Genomic DNA, 16,833 nt, shown 5'->3' on the forward strand with positions numbered 1-16,833 from the left:
ACCGCCAACCGCCAACCTTTGATCAGCGTTCCAGGTCCGTGTTCATCCGACGATACGCGTCGAGCAGCGACGTCTTGTAGACGACGCCCGCGAGCGTCGGCTCGTCCTCGCGCTCGACGACGGGCAGCCGCTCGCCCTGGAACCGCATGAAGTGCTCGAGCGCCGTGCCGATCGGCATGTCGGGCGTGAGCAGCGGAAACGGCGTGTGCAAGTAGTTCGCCGCGCGCTTGTGCGTCGTGTCGCGCTTCTCGAGCAGATCGGACGTGATGTCCTTCAGCGCGACCGCGCCGCGAAAGCGCCCGGCGTCGTCCGTCACGTACAGGTACTTGACCGGGTATTCGAGGAACACGCGCGTCATGTCGGCGACGCTCGCCGTGAGCGGCACGACGGTCGCGGCCGGCTGGATCAGGTCGCGCATCTGCGCGGCGCGCAGCCGCGTGCGTTCCTCGTCGTCGCGGTGCCGGTGCAGCGTGATCTCGTACATCGACGTCCTGCCGAGCGCGCGCGCCGCGAAATACGCAACGACGCACGACACCATCAGCGGCAGCACGACCTGATAGCTGAGCGTCATCTCGAAGATCATCAGGATCGCCATCAGCGGCGCTTGCGTCGCGCCCGCGAGGAACGCGCCCATGCCGACGATCGCGTACGCGTACCACGCGGACACGTGCTCGGGCAAAAGCGCGTGCAGCGCGATGCCGAACAGCGAGCCGGCCACGGCGCCGACGAAGAGCGTCGGCGTGAAAATGCCGCCGACCGCGCCCGAGCCCGCCGTCGCCGCGGTCGCGATCAGCTTGAAGACGAGCACCGCGACGAGCGCCTGCCAGGTCCACGGCGAATGCAGGATCGCGTTGACGACGCTGTAGCCGTTGCCCCAGACGTCGGGCACCCACACCGAGATCACGCCGACGACGAGGCCGCCTGCCGCGAGCCGCACCGGCAGCGGCGCGGGCAGGCGCCTGAACTGCGTCTTCGACAGCTCGAGCAGGCGCAGGAACTGCGGCGCGGCCGCGCCGCACAGGAGGCCGAGCGCGACGAAGAACAGCACCTCCCAGCCGGCCACGGCGGGAAACACGGGCATCTCGTAAGGCGGCTTGTAGCCGGCGAACTCGCGCATCACGATGTTCGCGACGACCGACGCGACGACGACGGGCCCGAAGCTTTCCATCGCGATCGAGCCGAGCACAATCTCGCAGACGAAGAACGCGCCCGCGATCGGCGCGTTGTACGCGGACGTGATCCCCGCCGCCGCGCCGCACGCGACGAGCAGGCGCAGCCGCGGCGGATCGAAGTGCGCGAAGCGCCCGACGAGCGACGCGGCGAGCGCGGCCAGCTGCACCATCGGGCCTTCGCGGCCGATCGAGCCGCCGCTGCCGATCGTGAGGAGCGACGACGCGCTGCGCCATAAGCTCTGCCGCACGGGCACGACGCCGTCGCCGAGCGCGACGGCTTCCATGTAGTCGGTCTTGCTCTGCTTGCGTGCGTCGCGCTGCGCGACGAGCAGCACGCAGCCCGCGAGGAAGCCGCCCGCGGCCGGCAGCCAGAAGCGGATCTGCCACGGCAGGCGCTTCGCCATCTCGGTGAAGCTGCCGCTCGTGCCGGAAACCGCGCGCTGGATCAGCTCGATCCCTTCGCGGAACGCAACCGTCGCGAGCGCGCCGCCGATGCCGACGATCACCGACCACACGAGCATCGTGTGCGCGTCGGACAGCCGAAACAGGGTTTGCGCGCGGGTGCGCAGCTTGAGCAGGAACGAGAGCACGGCGGCGGTGGCCCGGCGGATGAAATCGAGCGGAAGAATAGCACCGCGCCGCGTGCGCGGGGCGAACCCGGCGGACGCGGCGCGGCGGCGCGGCGAGGAGGGCGGGCGGTCAGCCAAGCCAGCGCTCCGTCGCCCAGACGATCGCATAGCCGCCGAAAATCAGCCACGCGTACAGGATGAGGCCCGTCATCAGCGCGCGGGGGCCGGCCGCGCGGATCTGCGACATCCGCGTCTCGATGCCGAGCGCCGTCATCGCCATCGTGAGCGCGAACGTGTCGAGCGCGTTGAGCGTGCCGATCGCGGCGGCGGGCAGCATCTGCAGCGAATTCACGACGACGAAGCCGAGGAAGCCGAGTGCGAACCACGGCACCGCGAGCTTGCGCGGCGCGCCGTGGCCGGCCGCCGGCGAGCGGCGCGCCGAGCGGGCGAGCCACGCGCCGAGCACGAGCAGCACGGGCACGAGCAGCATCACGCGAGTCATCTTGACGATCGTCGCGACGCGCGTGACCTCCGGGCCGGCGTCGCTCGCCGCGCCGACCACCTGCGCGACCTCGTGGATCGTACCGCCGAAGAAGAGGCCGAGGCCCGTGGCGTCGAGATGCAGCCAGCCGGCGCGGTATGCGAGCGGATACGCGAACATCGACAGCGTGCCGAACAGCACGACGCTGCCGACCGCCATCGCGCTCTGGTGCGGCTTCGAGCGCAGCGTCGATTCGAACGCGAGCACCGCGGCCGCGCCGCAGATCGCGCTGCCCGCGGCGGTCAGGAGCGCGGTGTCGCGGTCGAGCTTCATCAGCTTGATGCCGGCCCAGGTGCCGACGGCGAGCGTGCTCGCGACGACGAGCGCCGACACGGTGAGCCCCGGCAGGCCGACCTGCGCGATTTCCTGCAGGCTCACGCGCAGCCCGAAGAACGCCACCGCGATCCGCAGCAGCTTGCGCGCGGAGAAATCGATGCCGGCCGCCCAGCTCGCGGGCATGCCGTCGCGCAGCAGATTGCCGTACAGCGCGCCCGCGACGATCCCGACGATGAGCGGGCTCAAGCCGAAGCGCGCGACGGCGGGCAGTTGCGCGACGCTCGTGACGGCGAGCGCGAACAGGCCGACGAACAGGATGCCGTTGAGCCGCCCGCGCAGTGACGGCGCGGCGGCGCTGAGCTGGGGAGAGGTGAGCGTGGACATGGCTTCGTTCGTTTCGTTCTCTGTGACGATGGGCCTAATCCTAAATTGGTTATATCGATATGAAAAATCGTGATTTGTAACGTAAAATATCCAAAAATCCGATATTTTAGACCGATGACCCCAGATCAACTGATAACGTTCGCGGCGGTCGCCGAGCACCTGAACATCAGCCGCGCGGCGCTCGCGCTGCATCTGTCGCAGCCCGCGGTGTCCGGCCAGTTGCGCCAGCTGCAGGACGAGTTCGGCGAGCCGCTGTACCAGCGCGACGGGCGCGGCGTGCGTCTCACGCCGGTCGGCGAGGCGCTCGCGCGGCACGCGACGCAACTGCGCGATACGTTCGCGCAGGCGCGCGCGTACCGCGACGCGGTGCGCGGGCTCGAGCGCGGGACGCTGCGGATCGGCGCGAGCACGACGCCCGCGAGCTACCTGCTGCCGTACCTGCTCGCCGCGTTCCATCCGCTCGCGCCGGACGTCGCGATCCAGACGATGAGCGGCAACACGTCCGACGTCGTCGCGGCGCTGGCGTCGCTCGACATCGCGCTGATCGAGGGCCCGCCCGGCGACGCGCTGCCGACGGGCACGTCGGTGCACGAATGGCGCGAGGACGAGATCGTCGCGATCGTGCCGTCGTCGCATCCGCTCGCCGCGCGCCGCGAGCAAGGCCGCGCGCGGGCGACGCTCGACGAGCTCGCCGCGTATCCGCTCGTGCTGCGCGAGGCGGGCTCGGGCGTGCGGCAGCTCGTCGAGCGCGCGTTCGCGCGCGCGGCGGCGCCGCTTGCGGTCGCGTTCGAAATCGCGGGCGTCGAGGCGGTGAAGGAGGCGGTGCGCGCCGGAATGGGCGTCGGCTTCGTGTCCGCGATGTCGCTCAGGCATGACGATGCGGCGCTCGCGATGGTGTCGATCGCGCCCGAGCCGCTCACGCGCCATTTCTCGATCCTCGTGCCGCATGGCGCGACGCCGTCGCGCGTCGCCAAGCGTTTTCTCGCGCTGTGCGTCGCGCAGGCCGATCCGGCCTGACGGGCGGCGCGGCGACGGCAGTCGCGCTGTCGGCGGCTCATCGGCCGCTCATCGGCGAGTGGCCGGCGAGTGACCGGCGAGTGATTGACGCGTTAGCGGCGGCCGCCGTCCGGACGGTCGCCCGGCGGGCCGGGCGCGGCGAAGCAGAGCGCGGCCGGCACCGCGATTTCGACGACGAACGCCGCCAGCAGGGCGGCGTTCGGCACGCGCACGCCGCGCAGCCGGCAATATTCGACGGCGGCGATGAAGGCCGCGCTCGTGCCCATCAGCGCGACGCCGAAGATCGCGTTGCGGCGATACCAGAGCGCCGGGTCGCGCAGCGTCGCGCGCGTTCTGACGCCGTAGAAGCGATTGGGGCCGACCCGCTTCGCCGCGAGCGGGATGGCGAGCAGGAAGAAGAGCGCGCTCACGAGCAGGTACGGGGCGCCATCGGAAAAATCGAGCATGCCGTTTGCTCCTGGGGGCAGACAGGCGAACGAAGCGCCACGAAGTACAACGAAGTACAACGAAGTACAACGAAGTACAACGAAGCGGCGCGATCGGCTCGTTGCCGCGGCGTCCGGGCGGTTTGCCGCTGCTTATTCTGCACCGTCGGCGCGCCGCCTGCGCGCGGTCAACGCCGCAGGTTCACCGTCCGCCGCGCCTAGGGATTTCCACTATGGTTCGCCTCGAACGCTCGGCGCACTATTCGTCCGTTGATGAATGGAACCGGTTCCATTCATACGGTTTCGACAATATCCCGATCGAGAAGGAGGCGAGCCAAGCATGGTCGACATCGTGATCGTCGCGAGCGCGTTCGGCGCGGACGCGGTGCGCCGCGCGGGCCATCGCGCATTCGTCGCGGCGGCGGCCGACGCGGGCGCCGCGGGGTTCGAGGTGCGGCGCGAGCTGTTCGCGTCGGACGACGACGCGGCCGCCCCCGCGCTCGCGCGGCTCGGCGACGCGATCGCCGCGGCCGGGCTGTGGTCGGTGTATTCGACCCCCGCGACGCTCTACACGGACGGCGGCGATCTGAACCGCGACGCGCTCGCCGCGACGCTCGCCGAGGCCGACGCGCTCGGCGCGCGCTTCGTCAAGTTTCAGCTCGGCGGCTTCGCCGCGCGTCCGCACGCGGCCGAGATCGCCGCCGCGACGCGCGGCGCGCGCGCCCGCGCGCTCGTCGAGAACGGCCAGTTGCGGCAGGGCGGCGCGCTCGCGCAGTTCGAGTCGCTGTTCGCCGCACTGCGCGACGAGCGATGCCCGACGCTCGTCGGCATGACGTTCGACATCGGCAACTGGCTGTGGGCGGGCGACGCGCCGCTCGCCGCCGCGCGCGCGCTCGCCGCGCACGTGGAATACGTCCATTGCAAGGCGGTCGACGGCGAGGGCGCGCGCCGCTTCGCGGTCGCGCCGAGGCCGGGCGAGCGCTTCTGCGACGACGTGCTCGCGCTGCTGCCGCGCACGGCGCCGCGCGGGATCGAGTTTCCGCTCGATGCGGCGCGCGTGGCCGACGACGCGTCGACGCGCGTCGCATGGCTCGCGGCCGCATGAGATCCACCCACTCGCGCCGGAGTCGGCCAAGCTCGACGCTTGCGCCGGCGCCAGGCCGTTGACCGAAGGAGTAAGCCAACACCATGCAAGCCCCGCTCGACGTTCTCACCTATGGCGAAGCGATGGCGATGTTCGTCGCCGCCGAGCCCGGCCCGCTCGACAGCGCGACGCAGTTCACGAAGCGCATCGCGGGCGCCGATCTGAACGTCGCGATCGGCCTTGCGCGCCTCGGCTTTCGGGTCGGCTGGATCAGCCGCGTCGGTGCCGATTCGTTCGGCCGCTACGTGCTCGACACGCTCGCGCGCGAGCGCGTCGACGCGTCGTGCGTGACGATCGACGCGCGCTATCCGACGGGCTTCCAGCTGAAGTCGCGCGCGACCGACGGCGCGGACCCGGCAGTCGAATATTTCCGCAAGGGCTCGGCCGCGAGCCGCCTGTCGCTCGACGACTACGCGCCCGGTTACGCGCTCGGCGCGCGCCACCTGCACCTGACGGGCGTCGCGCCGGCGCTGTCCGATTCGTCGCGCGAGCTCGCGTTCCACCTCGCGCGCACGATGCGCGCGGCGGGCAAGACGGTGTCGTTCGATCCGAACCTGCGGCCGACGCTGTGGCCGTCCGCGCACGAAATGGCGCGCACGCTGAACGCGCTCGCCGAGCAGGCGGACTGGGTGCTGCCGGGCCTCGCCGAGGGGCGTCAGCTGACGGGCCTCGACACGCCCGCGGATATCGCGGGCTTCTACATCGAGCGGGGCGCGCGCGGCGTGGTCGTCAAGCTCGGCGCGGCGGGCGCGTACTTCCGCACGGACGACGGCCGCGAAGGCACGGTCGCGGCCGAGCGCGTCGAGCACGTCGTCGACACGGTCGGCGCGGGCGACGGCTTCGCGGTCGGCGTGGTGAGCGCGTTGCTCGAAGGCCGCGCGATCGACGACGCGGTGGCGCGCGGCAACCGGATCGGCGCGCTCGCGATCCAGGTAATCGGCGACTCGGAAGGATTGCCTTTGCGCGCGCAGCTCGATCGGATCGAAAATCTGAGCAATGCGCCGGATCGGCTAGAGGCGCCGCTCGTCCGATAAGCCGCCCGTCCCGACGCAGGACGGGCACAATCGCGGCGAATCCCCGCGTTTCATACGGCGCCGCACGACACTGGAGACTCACATCATGCCCGCAACGCTCGCGCTTCGCCGCTGGTGGACGATCATGCCGATCGTCTTCGTCACGTACAGCCTCGCTTATCTCGACCGCGCGAACTACGGCTTCGCCGCCGCGGCCGGGATCAATCAGGATCTCGGCATCAGCAAGGGGCTGTCGTCGCTGATCGGCGCGCTGTTCTTCCTCGGCTATTTCTTCTTCCAGATTCCGGGGGCGATCTACGCGGAGCGCCGCAGCGTGAAGACGCTCGTGTTCTGGAGCCTCGTGCTGTGGGGCGGCTGCGCGGCGCTCACGGGCATCGTGAGCAACATCCCGTCGCTGATGGCGATCCGTTTCCTGCTCGGCGTCGTCGAGGCGGCCGTGATGCCCGCGATGCTGATCTTCATCAGCAACTGGTTCACGAAGCGCGAGCGCTCGCGCGCGAACACCTTCCTGATCCTCGGCAACCCGGTGACGGTGCTGTGGATGTCGGTCGTATCGGGCTATCTCGTCCACGAGTTCGGCTGGCGCCACATGTTCGTCGCCGAAGGGCTGCCCGCCGTCGTGTGGGCGGTGTGCTGGTGGTTCCTCGTGCAGGACAAGCCCGCGCAGGCGAAGTGGCTCACCGACCAGGAAAAGCGCGATCTCGACGCCGCGCTCGCCGCCGAGCAGGCGGCGCTCAAGCCGGTGCGCAACTATCGCGAGGCGTTCCGCTCGCCCGCCGTCGTCAAGCTGTGCGCACAGTACTTCTGCTGGAGCATCGGCGTATACGGCTTCGTGCTGTGGCTGCCGTCGATCGTGAAGAACGGCTCGGCGCTCGGCATGGTCGCAACGGGGTGGCTGTCCGCGCTGCCGTATCTCGCGGCGACGATCGCGATGCTCGCCGCGTCCTGGGCGTCCGACAAGCTCGGCTCGCGCAAGGGCTTCGTGTGGCCGTTCCTGCTGATCGGCGCGGCCGCGTTCGCCGCGTCGTACGCGCTCGGCTCGGCGCACTTCTGGCTGTCGTACGCGCTGCTCGTCGTCGCGGGCGCGGCGATGTACGCGCCGTACGGGCCGTTTTTCGCGATCGTGCCGGAACTGCTGCCGAAGAACGTCGCGGGCGGCGCGATGGCGCTCATCAACAGCATGGGCGCGCTCGGCTCGTTCGTCGGCTCGTACGTGGTCGGCTATCTGAACGGCGCGACGGGCTCGCCCGCCGCGTCCTACGCGTTCATGAGCGCCGCGCTCGTCGCGGCCGTCGTGCTCACGCTGTCGGTGAGGCAGGCGGGCGCGACGCCGCCGCTCGCCCATCCGTTGCAAGGAAAGTGAATCGATGAAGCATCGCATCGTCGTCTACAAGCCGCTCCCCGACGACGTGCTCGCGTATCTGCGCGAGCGCGCCGACCTAACCATCGTCGACGGCGCCGACGCGCTTGCGCGCGCGCTCGACACCGCCGACGGCGCGCTCGGCGCGAGCCTCGAGATCACGCCCGAGCTGCTCGATCGCGCGCCGCGGCTGCGCGCATGGTCGACGATCTCGGTCGGCTTCGACAATTTCGACGTCGCCGACCTGACGCGCCGCGGGATCGTGCTCGCGCACACGCCAGACGTGCTGACCGAATCGACGGCCGACACCGTGTTCGCGCTGATCCTCGCGAGCGCGCGGCGCGTCGTCGAGCTCGCCGAATTCGTGAAGGCGGGGCAGTGGCGGCAGAGCATCGGCGAGCCGCTATACGGCACCGACGTGAACGGCAAGACGCTCGGCATCATCGGGCTCGGGCGCATCGGCGCGGCGCTCGCGCGCCGCGCCGCGCTCGGCTTCCGGATGCCGGTGCTCTACACGAACCGCAGCGCGAATCCGCAGGCCGAGGCGCAGTTCGGCGCACGCCGCGTCGCGCTCGACGAATTGCTCGCGACAGCCGACTTCGTGTGCGTGCAAGTGCCGCTCACGCCGCAGACGCGGCATCTGATCGGCGCGCGCGAATTCGCGAAGATGAAGCGAAGCGCGATCCTCGTGAACGCGTCGCGCGGGCCCGTCGTCGACGAGGCCGCGCTGATCGACGCGCTGCGCGCGGGCACGATCCGGGCGGCGGGGCTCGACGTGTTCGAGCACGAGCCGCTCGCGGCGGATTCGCCGCTGCTGTCGATGAGCAACGTCGTCGCGCTGCCGCACATCGGCTCGGCGACGCGCGAGACGCGCCACGCGATGGCGCGCTGCGCGGCGGAGAACCTGATCGCGGCGCTCGACGGCACGCTGGCGCGCAACGTCGTCAACCGCGATGTGCTGCAGCGCGCGCAATCGGTGTCGTAAAGGTGGCGCGAACGTCCGGCGGATCGCGCGCGGCATGTTCGCCGCTCGCGATGGCGACGGACGCAAGCAGGGCGGAAGAAGGGAGCGGTTCGTCATGCGCGCCGCGGCGCGTTTGGCGGACTTTTAGGAATGTTCCGAATCGGCTCGCCGCATCGTATCCGATGCGGCGAGCCGCGTGCGCGGCGTCGGGCGCGGCCCGTTTCGCGTCGAGGCCGATGCCGAGCCCGGCGCCGGGATTCGGTTGCCGAATCGTCAGCAGTCCGACAGCATGCGGGCTTGCCCGCGTACGCAGGATTCGATGCCGAGAACGCGATGATGCGCAACGCAGCGACCGTTCATTCGATTTGCGCCGCGCCCGGACGCCGGCGCCGCGCGGCCGCGCGACGCGCATCCGGCGCGCGCGCCGCGCGTCCCTCCACGCTAGAGGAGGCCGTCTTGGTACGGTCCGATCGCCTGCGTTATGATCGCCCGCTAATTGTCGCGCAGCCGTCGCGGCAAGATGGGCGCTCGTGCGCCGTCCGTAGCTTTGCCGGGCCGGAATCGGCCGACAGGAGACATCGTCAGTTGGCCTTTCCATCCAACAACAATGACCCGCCCGTTTGCGAGGCGGCGCGGGCCGCTCGTTACGAGGCGCCACTGTGAGCGATCCACGAACTCTACCGTCGCGTCCCGCGACGATCAGCGATGTCGCCCGCGAAGCGGGCACCGGCAAGACCAGCGTCTCGCGCTATCTGAACGGCGAGACGAACGTGCTGTCCGCCGACCTGCGCCAGCGCATCGAGGATGCGATCGCGCGCCTGAACTACCGTCCGAACCAGATGGCCCGCGGCCTGAAGCGCGGCCGCAACCGGTTGCTCGGCCTGCTCGCCGCGGACCTGACGAATCCCTATACGGTCGAAGTGTTGCGTGGCGTCGAGGCCGCGTGCCACGCGCTCGGCTACATGCCGCTCATCTGCCACGCGGCGAACGAGCTCGAGATGGAGCGCCGCTATCTGCAGTTGCTGACCACCTACCGCGTCGAAGGGATGATCGTCAACGCGCTCGGGGCCGACGAGAACGCGCTGAGATCGCTGCGCGGCGGCGGCATTCCGACCGTGCTCGTCGATCGCAGCGTCGAAGGCTTCGCGACCGACATGATCGGCCTCGACAACGAGGCCGCGATCGAGATGGGCTTGCAGCATCTGTTCGCGCAGGGCTTCCGGTCGATTCATTTCGTCGTGCAGCCTTTCGAGCACGTCAGTTCGCGGCGGCTGCGCGAGGCCGCGTTCCGCGCGCAGGTTGGCGCATCGGGGCGCACCGTCCATCCGACGATCGTGCTCGAGCCGAAGGGTCCGGAGTCGACGCAGCGCGCACTCGCCGAGCTCGACGCGCGCATCGAAGCGGCCGCGGGCGAGCCGGTGCGGCCCGCGATCTTCGCGGCGAACGCGCCCGTCGCGCTCGTGATCGCGCGGCATCTGCACGCGCGGTACGGCGACGCGTGGCAAAAGCGCGCCGCGCTGATCGCGATCGACGATCGCCCGTCACGTTCGCCGTGTTCGGCACCGTCGTCGCCGCGCTCTTCGAGGAAATCGGCCGCTATCTCGGGCTGCGCTTTCTCGCGAAACGCTACGGCCCGTCGGACGGCGACGCGCGCGGCTTGTCGAACGGCATCGGCCACGGCGGCGCGCAGGCGTGGTTCGTCGGCGTCGTCGTGCTCGCGCAATGGGTTTATCTCGCGTGGCTCGCGAACCGCGGCGAGCTGAACGCGCAGTTGTCGACGATGCCCGCCGACCTGGCGCTGCGCATCCAGGTGATGCTCGCGACGATGTCGCCCGTGTCGGTCGCGGTGTCGGCGCTCGAGCGCGTCGCGGCGTTCGTCGTGCAGCTCGCGCTGTCCGTGCTGATGTGGCGCGGCATGCGCGCGAACAAGCGCTGGATTCTGCCCGCGATGATCGTGCTGCATCCCGTCATCGATCTGCCGTCGATCCTGTATAACGGCGGCGGCGTGCCGTTCGAATGGATGGTCGCGCTGTATCTGCTGCTGACGGCGGGCTTCGCCGGCGCGCTGATGAAACTGTGCCGGCCCGCGCGCGCCGCACGCTGAACCGAAACGCGACGATGGACGATTATCAATACGACTGCGCGAGCGCCGAATTCGACGAGCTCGCGCGGGTGATCTGCGATCTCTTTCCCGAGCAGACGCGCTTTGCCGAACGCGCCGACGAAGCGGGGCGCTTTCTATCCGTGCACTGGCTCGCGATGCGCTTCGGCGCGACGCCGCGCAAGACGACGCTCGACGTGCGCTTCGCGGGCGCCGCGCTGCGGCGCTATCTCGCGCTCAGGCCGATGCAGCGCGCGCGCAGCCACGCGGTGCTGCGCGCGTACGTCGAGGCGACGCTCGGCTCGCTCGAGGAACGGCATGCGGCGGGCGAGGCGGTGCCGCGCGAGACGACGCTCGAGCTCGGCGACGAGTTCGCGTGACGGGGGTTGCGTAACGGGCGTGCGGCGTGCGTGATCGCCGCGCGCACGATGGCGGCGGCGCGCGCGCAAACGGGCGATCGACGAACGCCGCGACGCATCGCCCGGGGCGCCGTTCCGATCCTGCCTGCCTGACATCCCGGCGCAACGTCCCGCTCGAACCGCTTGCCTTGCTTCGCGACGTCGCTCTTCTCACGGGCCGAATCGACGTCCGGCTTCGATCGGTTCGACGGCCGGCCGTTTCTCGACTCGGCGCGCTTTCCTTCCATTCGTCTTTTTCGCGACATGCGCGCGCGATCGCGAGCCGCGATGCATTTCGTTTCGCCTCATCTCATTTCGTCTCGCTTCACCTCGCGGCGCATTCGCGCGCGACGTTTCATGCAGGCAGCGATGCGCTCGACGCGGCGTCAGGCATCGGGATCGTTGCGAAGGCCGGCATCTTTCGGCCCGATCGCATCGGGGCGCGCGGAAAAAGACGCGTCGCGCCGGCTTGAAACCGGACCCGCACGGGCATCGCGCTTGCCGAGCTTGCCGCGATGCGCTCAAGATGCCCGCATCGCGGCCCGAGGGGCCGACCGGTTGTGCCAACCGGCCGATCGACTCCGATCGCATCCGACGGTCGATCGGCATGACGAAAAGGGGGAATCCATGCAGATACGTCACGTTGCGTCGCGTGCGATGTCGGCCGCCGCGCTCACGCTCACGCTCGCGCTCGCGGCCGCTGCGTCGTCGAACGCGCGAGCTTCCGCGTCGTTGCCCGCGCTACGGGCCGACGCCCGTCAGGTGTCGGTGTCCGGGCTGTCGTCGGGCGCGTTCATGGCGGTGCAGTACCAGGTCGCGTATTCGGCGTCGGTGATCGGCGCGGGCGTGGTCGCGGGCGGCCCGTATTACTGCGCGAAGGGCAAGCTCGCGAACACGAAGAACTGCATGCAAGGCATGCCGGATACCGAGCAACTGATGACCAGGGCGCGCGACTTCGAGGCGAGCGGCCAGATCGATCCGCTCGCGAACCTGAAGCATGCGAAGGTCTATCTCTTCAGCGGCACGAAAGACGCGGTCGTGAGTCAGCCTGTCGTCGACGCGACGTGGTCGTTTTTCTGGCTGGCGGGCGTGCCTGCGGCAAATCTCGCGTACGTCGTCGACGTGCCGGCCGGACACGCGTTCGTCACGCCTGCCGCTGGCGGCGTGTGCAGCGCGAACGCGACGCCCTTCATCAATCATTGCACCGTCTCGCAAGCGGGTTACGACCAGGCGGGAGCGCTCCTTCAGGCGATCTACGGGCCGCTGTCGCCGCCCGTCGCGCAACCGGCGGGGCGCGCGATCACGTTCAATCAGCGTGAGTTCGCGCCCGTGGCGAGCGGGCTTGCGAAAGACGGCTACGCATACGTGCCGCGCGCGTGCGACGCGAACGCCGGCTGCAAGGTGCACGTGGTGTTCCACGGTTGCCTGCAATCGGCGGACGTCGTGCGCGACATGACGACCTACCGGAACTGGGCGGATGCGAACGATATCGTCGTGCTGTATCCGCAGGTGGCGGCGGATTTGCCCGTCAATCCGCAGGGATGCTGGGACTGGTTCGCTTATACGGGGCAGGAGTATGCGTTGAAGTCGGGGGCGCAGATGCGCGCGGTGCGCAAGATGATCGAACGGGTGACGTCGTCGCATTGACGCGCAGACGCGCAGACGCGCAGACGCGCTCGCGCGTGAAGCCGCGGCGACGCGGCGCGGGAGGGAGCAGGAAGGCGGCGGCGCGCATGCGGCGTGGCGTGCATGACGCTTCGCCGCCGCCCGCCGCATGGGGAGAGCAGCGGAGGTGCGCGCGGCGCGCACGCGGAGTGTTCACGGCCGGCGCGGGCGGCGTCGTACCGCCGGCGCCGGCGTCAGTCCGCCTCGCGGTACACCTGCGCGAAGCGCTGCGCCTGCACGACGCCGTAGTCGCCCGGCGCGTATTGCATCACCCAGTCGCCCGCGTCGCCATGCAGTGTGTCGCCGCCCGCCGAGCGCGCGATCGAGAACGGCGCGTCCATCCGCTTCGCGAGCACGACGGCGGGACGGTTGCGGTACGCGCCCGGCGCGCCGTGCACGACGCTGTCGGCGGCGGGCAGGTACTTCGCGTCGAAGCGCTCGCGCGACACCACCCAGCGGTCGCCCGTCGAACCGGTGACGAGCGCGTCGCCCGCCGCATAGCGGTTCGGCCCTTCGAGGCTCATCAGCTCGCCTGCCTGCGCGGCGAATTTGACCTGGACCGTCTCGTTCTTGACGACGCGCAAGGCGTCCGGATCATTGCGGAGGTCGACGTTTTTCAATTCGATCATGTCGATTTTTGTCAATAAAAGCGCATCACTTTAGCGCGAATCCAGGCGCGCGTGAACGCCGACCTTGCGGGCAACGGAGGCAGCGACGAATATGAAGTGATCGCGTCTCGATTTTGCCGTCCGACTGTGTCGACCTGTCCGGGCGACGCCGGCCGTCGTTGCCGTCGCCCGGCGGGATCAAGGGGAAATCCATGCAGATGCGCCACGCCGCCGCGCGCGCGATCCTCGCCGCCGCGTTGACCATCGCGCTCGCCGCCGTGTCCGCGAGCGCGCAAGCTTCGCCGCCGCTGCCCGCGCTGCGCGCGGACCCGAACCAGGTGTCGGTGTCCGGGCTGTCGTCGGGCGCGTACATGGCGGTGCAGTATCAGGTCGCGTATTCGGCGTCGGTGATCGGCGCGGGCGTGATCGCGGGCGGCCCGTACTACTGCGCGGCGGGCAGCCTCACGAACACGGGCATCTGCATGGGACTCTTGCCGAACACGGTGCCCGATTCCGGGCTGCTGTTGACCGCCGCGCTGGGCTTCGCGGCGAGCGGTCAGATCGATCCGCTCGCGAACCTGCAGCGCGCGAAGATCTATCTGTTCAGCGGCACGAAGGACACGATCGTCCGCGAGCCCGCCGTCGATGCGACGTGGTCGTTTTTCTGGCTGGCCGGCGTGCCCGTGACGAACATCGTCTACGTCGCCGACATTCCGGCCGGGCATGCATTCATCACGCCGTCGGCAGGCAACGCGTGCGATGCGAACGCCGCGCCGTACATCAGCCATTGCAGGGTCGGTCAGTCGGGCTACGATCAGGCGGGCGCGCTGCTCGAGACGATCTACGGGCCGCTTGCGCCGCCCGTCGCGCAGCCGACGGGGCGCGCGATCACGTTCGACCAGCGCGAGTTCGCGCCGGCGTCGAGCGGGCTCGCGGCGGACGGCTACGCGTACGTGCCGAGCGCATGCGGCGCGAGCGCCGGCTGCAAGGTCCACGTCGTGTTCCATGGCTGCCTGCAGTCGGCGGACGTCGTGCGCGACATGACGACCTACCGGGACTGGGCGGATGCGAACAATATCGTGGTGCTGTATCCGCAGGTCGCGAAGGCCGGCACGCCGGGCAATCCGCAGGGATGCTGGGATTGGTTCGCGTATACCGGGCAGAACTATGCGCTGAAGTCGGGCGCGCAGATGCGCGCGGTGCGGGCGATGATCGATCGGGTGACGTCCGCGCGGTGACGCGCGTGTGCCGTAGGGGCGGGGTTCGGGCGGCTCGGGCGCGCGTGCGAGGGGCGCGCGAATCGGCGAGCTAGCGGCGGGCCGGTGAACGCGTGATGACCGAGCGAGCGTGTGCCGTAGGGGACGGTTATGGGGCGACGCGTCGGAGATTGGTTCGCGGTGCGTTCGCGAGGTTGCGCGCTCGCCCAACGCGCCGCAAGCGGGCGTGAGCTGACGGGAGCGTGTCGCGCGGGCCCGCGCGACACGCTTTTCATGCCGTTACTGCGCGGCGCCCGAGCTCGCGGCGGCCTGGCCGTCCGCCTTGCCCGGATGCTTGCGCGCGCGCGCCTTGCCCGGCTCCGGGTGCAGCCACTTGCGGAACGTCGAATCGGCGAGCGTCTTCTGCTCGGCCGGGAAGCTCGCGTACAGCGGCGCGAAGGCGTCGGAGAGCTTCTTCGCGCCGTCGGCGTTCGCCTGCGTCAGCTCGGCGTATTGCTTCATGTCGTCGAGCGCGGACGCGTTCTTGTTTTCCATCCGCTCGCGATAGAGCCGCGCCATCGTCGCGCCGTTGTCGCGCATCGTGTCGGCGAACGTCTTCCATTGCGCTTCCTGCTCCGGCGTGATCTTCAACTGGTTGTGCAGGTACGTGATGCGCTCCTCGACGCGCGCTTCATGACGCGCGGCGGCGGCAGGGGCGGAGGCCGGCGCGGCCGGCGCCGACGCGCTCGTCTGCGCGTGCGCGAGCGTGGCCGCCAGCGCGAGCGCGGCAGCAAAAGTCAGCGAGATCTTTTTCATTGGAGCTCCTGTGTGGTCGTCGGACGGGAATTCGGATGCGGGCGCGGCGCGTTCGACCGCCTGCGCGGCGCGCGTCCCGCGCTATTAGTAGCACGGTATCGGGCCGTTGGGCGACGATGCGACATCTGCTTACAACCGAAACGAATCGAAATCACGCCTGTGCGGGGGAGGTTTCGGCCGGCGTGCGCGTCGGCGTGCGGCGGGTGGATCAGGGCGTGCGCGCGGTGGCGGGGCCGCGATCGGCGACGCCTTCGTCGAGTCGGCGCGCCGTGGCGCGAATCGGATCGCTTGCGGTGCGTGTCGGCAAGCTGCGAAAGCGCGGCGCCGATGTCTGGAATCCGGACGGCGGCGAAGGATGTGCGCAACGCGCTTCGATGAATGGATGTCTCAACCGACCAACCGACCAACCGACCAAGTGACCAAGTGACCAAGCCGGACCGACATCGACCGACACCGGCGCACCAGCGCGGCGTCCATCTTGCTCTCGCGCCCGCGCGCAGCGTCCCCGTCGCTCGCACGACAGCTCGGTACGGCGGATTCGGTCGAAAAGCCGATCGGTCTGTCGATCGAACGCGAGGTTGGGCGCGCGGCCGTTCGGCGCTATCATCGCGGCACTTCCATTTGCCGATTCGCCATGCGTCCACCCCGACTTGATCAACTCGACGAACTCGACCGCAACCTCGTCGCGCTATTGCAGGCGAACGCCCGCGCGAGCGTCGCGGATCTCGCGCGGCAACTGGACGTCGCGCGCACGACCGTGCTCGCGCGGATCGCGCGGCTCGAGCGCACGCAGGTGATCGCGGGCTACAGCGTGCGGCTCGGGCAGGACGTGCTCGACGCGAGCATCTACGCGTACGTCGGCATCATCCTCGCGCCGAAGTACGGCAAGGACGTGCTCAAGCGCCTCGATCGCATGCCGGAGGTGCAACTGCTGTGCGCGGTGAGCGGCGAGTACGACTACGTCGCGTGGCTGCGCGCCGATTCGCCCGAGCGCCTGAACGATCTGCTCGATCAGATCGGCGCGCTCGAAGGCGTCGAGCGGACGACGACGTCGATCATCCTCGCGCGCAAGATCGACCGCGGGACGATCGGCTGACGCGCCGCGTCGCCCGAGCGCGCGATGGGCGAGGACGAATGAGACAACCTTGACGAGAGGCCGGGAT

15 protein-coding genes and 1 pseudogene are annotated in these 16,833 nt (G+C 69.8%); 11 read left to right on the forward strand and 5 right to left on the reverse strand.

What is annotated here, in order from left to right; translation table 11 throughout:
• Positions 1 to 22: 22 nt before the first annotated feature.
• Both WS78_RS09190 and WS78_RS09195 read right to left on the reverse strand, forming a co-directional pair.
• Positions 23 to 1,762, reverse strand: a complete 1,740-nt coding sequence (locus WS78_RS09190; protein ID WP_060821804.1) for a ClcB-like voltage-gated chloride channel protein — start codon at positions 1,760 to 1,762, stop codon at positions 23 to 25.
• 109 nt (positions 1,763 to 1,871) lie between these two features.
• Complete coding sequence (locus WS78_RS09195; RefSeq protein WP_059577446.1) at positions 1,872 to 2,942, reverse strand: YeiH family protein; 1,071 nt, start codon at positions 2,940 to 2,942, stop codon at positions 1,872 to 1,874.
• Between the two features lie 114 nt (positions 2,943 to 3,056).
• Here WS78_RS09195 and WS78_RS09200 point away from each other — a divergent pair, with 114 nt between their 5' ends.
• Positions 3,057 to 3,959, forward strand: a complete 903-nt coding sequence (locus WS78_RS09200; RefSeq protein WP_038742869.1) for a LysR family transcriptional regulator — start codon at positions 3,057 to 3,059, stop codon at positions 3,957 to 3,959.
• Positions 3,960 to 4,051: 92 nt separating this feature from the next.
• On the opposite strand, the gene WS78_RS09205 is transcribed toward WS78_RS09200, so the two are convergent.
• Positions 4,052 to 4,405: an SdpI family protein gene (locus WS78_RS09205; protein ID WP_059577450.1), complete on the reverse strand. Its 354-nt coding sequence runs from the start codon at positions 4,403 to 4,405 to the stop codon at positions 4,052 to 4,054.
• 319 nt (positions 4,406 to 4,724) lie between these two features.
• Here WS78_RS09205 and WS78_RS09210 point away from each other — a divergent pair, with 319 nt between their 5' ends.
• The 8 genes and pseudogenes from WS78_RS09210 (at position 4,725) to WS78_RS09250 (ending at position 13,032) form a co-directional block, all read left to right on the forward strand.
• Positions 4,725 to 5,489, forward strand: coding sequence for a TIM barrel protein (locus tag WS78_RS09210; protein WP_059577452.1), 765 nt, complete (start codon positions 4,725 to 4,727; stop codon positions 5,487 to 5,489).
• Positions 5,490 to 5,572: 83 nt separating this feature from the next.
• The gene (locus WS78_RS09215; protein WP_059577456.1) at positions 5,573 to 6,562 is read left to right on the forward strand and encodes a sugar kinase; all 990 of its coding nucleotides are present in this window, start codon (positions 5,573 to 5,575) and stop codon (positions 6,560 to 6,562) included.
• A gap of 85 nt (positions 6,563 to 6,647) precedes the next feature.
• Positions 6,648 to 7,925, forward strand: coding sequence for an MFS transporter (locus tag WS78_RS09220; RefSeq protein WP_038742877.1), 1,278 nt, complete (start codon positions 6,648 to 6,650; stop codon positions 7,923 to 7,925).
• A gap of 4 nt (positions 7,926 to 7,929) precedes the next feature.
• The gene (locus WS78_RS09225; RefSeq protein ID WP_038742879.1) at positions 7,930 to 8,907 is read left to right on the forward strand and encodes a 2-hydroxyacid dehydrogenase; all 978 of its coding nucleotides are present in this window, start codon (positions 7,930 to 7,932) and stop codon (positions 8,905 to 8,907) included.
• A 638-nt stretch (positions 8,908 to 9,545) separates the two neighbouring features.
• Positions 9,546 to 10,421: pseudogene (locus WS78_RS38330) on the forward strand (LacI family DNA-binding transcriptional regulator); the annotation flags it as partial.
• Positions 10,422 to 10,438: 17 nt separating this feature from the next.
• Complete coding sequence (locus WS78_RS38335) at positions 10,439 to 10,990, forward strand: YhfC family intramembrane metalloprotease (RefSeq protein WP_394335872.1); 552 nt, start codon at positions 10,439 to 10,441, stop codon at positions 10,988 to 10,990.
• 14 nt (positions 10,991 to 11,004) lie between these two features.
• Complete coding sequence (locus WS78_RS09240; protein WP_059577551.1) at positions 11,005 to 11,367, forward strand: DUF3022 domain-containing protein; 363 nt, start codon at positions 11,005 to 11,007, stop codon at positions 11,365 to 11,367.
• Positions 11,368 to 12,012: 645 nt separating this feature from the next.
• The gene (locus WS78_RS09250; protein WP_059577465.1) at positions 12,013 to 13,032 is read left to right on the forward strand and encodes an extracellular catalytic domain type 2 short-chain-length polyhydroxyalkanoate depolymerase; all 1,020 of its coding nucleotides are present in this window, start codon (positions 12,013 to 12,015) and stop codon (positions 13,030 to 13,032) included.
• A gap of 212 nt (positions 13,033 to 13,244) precedes the next feature.
• Here WS78_RS09250 and WS78_RS09255 read toward each other — a convergent pair whose 3' ends face one another.
• On the reverse strand, positions 13,245 to 13,679 hold the full coding sequence (locus WS78_RS09255; protein WP_038742889.1) for a PGDYG domain-containing protein: 435 nt from the start codon (positions 13,677 to 13,679) through the stop codon (positions 13,245 to 13,247).
• Positions 13,680 to 13,870: 191 nt separating this feature from the next.
• Here WS78_RS09255 and WS78_RS09260 point away from each other — a divergent pair, with 191 nt between their 5' ends.
• Positions 13,871 to 14,896: an extracellular catalytic domain type 2 short-chain-length polyhydroxyalkanoate depolymerase gene (locus tag WS78_RS09260; RefSeq protein WP_059577468.1), complete on the forward strand. Its 1,026-nt coding sequence runs from the start codon at positions 13,871 to 13,873 to the stop codon at positions 14,894 to 14,896.
• 258 nt (positions 14,897 to 15,154) lie between these two features.
• Here WS78_RS09260 and WS78_RS09265 read toward each other — a convergent pair whose 3' ends face one another.
• The gene (locus WS78_RS09265; RefSeq protein ID WP_038742893.1) at positions 15,155 to 15,670 is read right to left on the reverse strand and encodes a Spy/CpxP family protein refolding chaperone; all 516 of its coding nucleotides are present in this window, start codon (positions 15,668 to 15,670) and stop codon (positions 15,155 to 15,157) included.
• A 634-nt stretch (positions 15,671 to 16,304) separates the two neighbouring features.
• Between WS78_RS09265 and WS78_RS09270 the strand changes: the two genes are divergently transcribed.
• Positions 16,305 to 16,766, forward strand: a complete 462-nt coding sequence (locus WS78_RS09270; protein WP_038743294.1) for an Lrp/AsnC family transcriptional regulator — start codon at positions 16,305 to 16,307, stop codon at positions 16,764 to 16,766.
• Positions 16,767 to 16,833 lie beyond the last annotated feature (67 nt).

The organism is Burkholderia savannae (assembly GCF_001524445.2).
Lineage (GTDB): Bacteria > Pseudomonadota > Gammaproteobacteria > Burkholderiales > Burkholderiaceae > Burkholderia > Burkholderia savannae.

Bases quoted from the DNA above. Each gene is read 5' to 3' on its own strand.
- WS78_RS09195 (WP_059577446.1), bottom strand. From the start codon at position 2,942: ATGTCCACGCTCACCTCTCCCCAGCTCAGCGCCGCCGCGCCGTCACTG.
- WS78_RS09200 (WP_038742869.1), top strand. From the start codon at position 3,057: ATGACCCCAGATCAACTGATAACGTTCGCGGCGGTCGCCGAGCACCTG.
- WS78_RS09205 (WP_059577450.1), bottom strand. From the start codon at position 4,405: ATGCTCGATTTTTCCGATGGCGCCCCGTACCTGCTCGTGAGCGCGCTC.
- WS78_RS09210 (WP_059577452.1), top strand. From the start codon at position 4,725: ATGGTCGACATCGTGATCGTCGCGAGCGCGTTCGGCGCGGACGCGGTG.
- WS78_RS09215 (WP_059577456.1), top strand. From the start codon at position 5,573: ATGCAAGCCCCGCTCGACGTTCTCACCTATGGCGAAGCGATGGCGATG.
- WS78_RS09220 (WP_038742877.1), top strand. From the start codon at position 6,648: ATGCCCGCAACGCTCGCGCTTCGCCGCTGGTGGACGATCATGCCGATC.
- WS78_RS09225 (WP_038742879.1), top strand. From the start codon at position 7,930: ATGAAGCATCGCATCGTCGTCTACAAGCCGCTCCCCGACGACGTGCTC.
- WS78_RS09240 (WP_059577551.1), top strand. From the start codon at position 11,005: ATGGACGATTATCAATACGACTGCGCGAGCGCCGAATTCGACGAGCTC.
- WS78_RS09250 (WP_059577465.1), top strand. From the start codon at position 12,013: ATGCAGATACGTCACGTTGCGTCGCGTGCGATGTCGGCCGCCGCGCTC.
- WS78_RS09255 (WP_038742889.1), bottom strand. From the start codon at position 13,679: ATGATCGAATTGAAAAACGTCGACCTCCGCAATGATCCGGACGCCTTG.
- WS78_RS09260 (WP_059577468.1), top strand. From the start codon at position 13,871: ATGCAGATGCGCCACGCCGCCGCGCGCGCGATCCTCGCCGCCGCGTTG.
- WS78_RS09265 (WP_038742893.1), bottom strand. From the start codon at position 15,670: ATGAAAAAGATCTCGCTGACTTTTGCTGCCGCGCTCGCGCTGGCGGCC.
- WS78_RS09270 (WP_038743294.1), top strand. From the start codon at position 16,305: ATGCGTCCACCCCGACTTGATCAACTCGACGAACTCGACCGCAACCTC.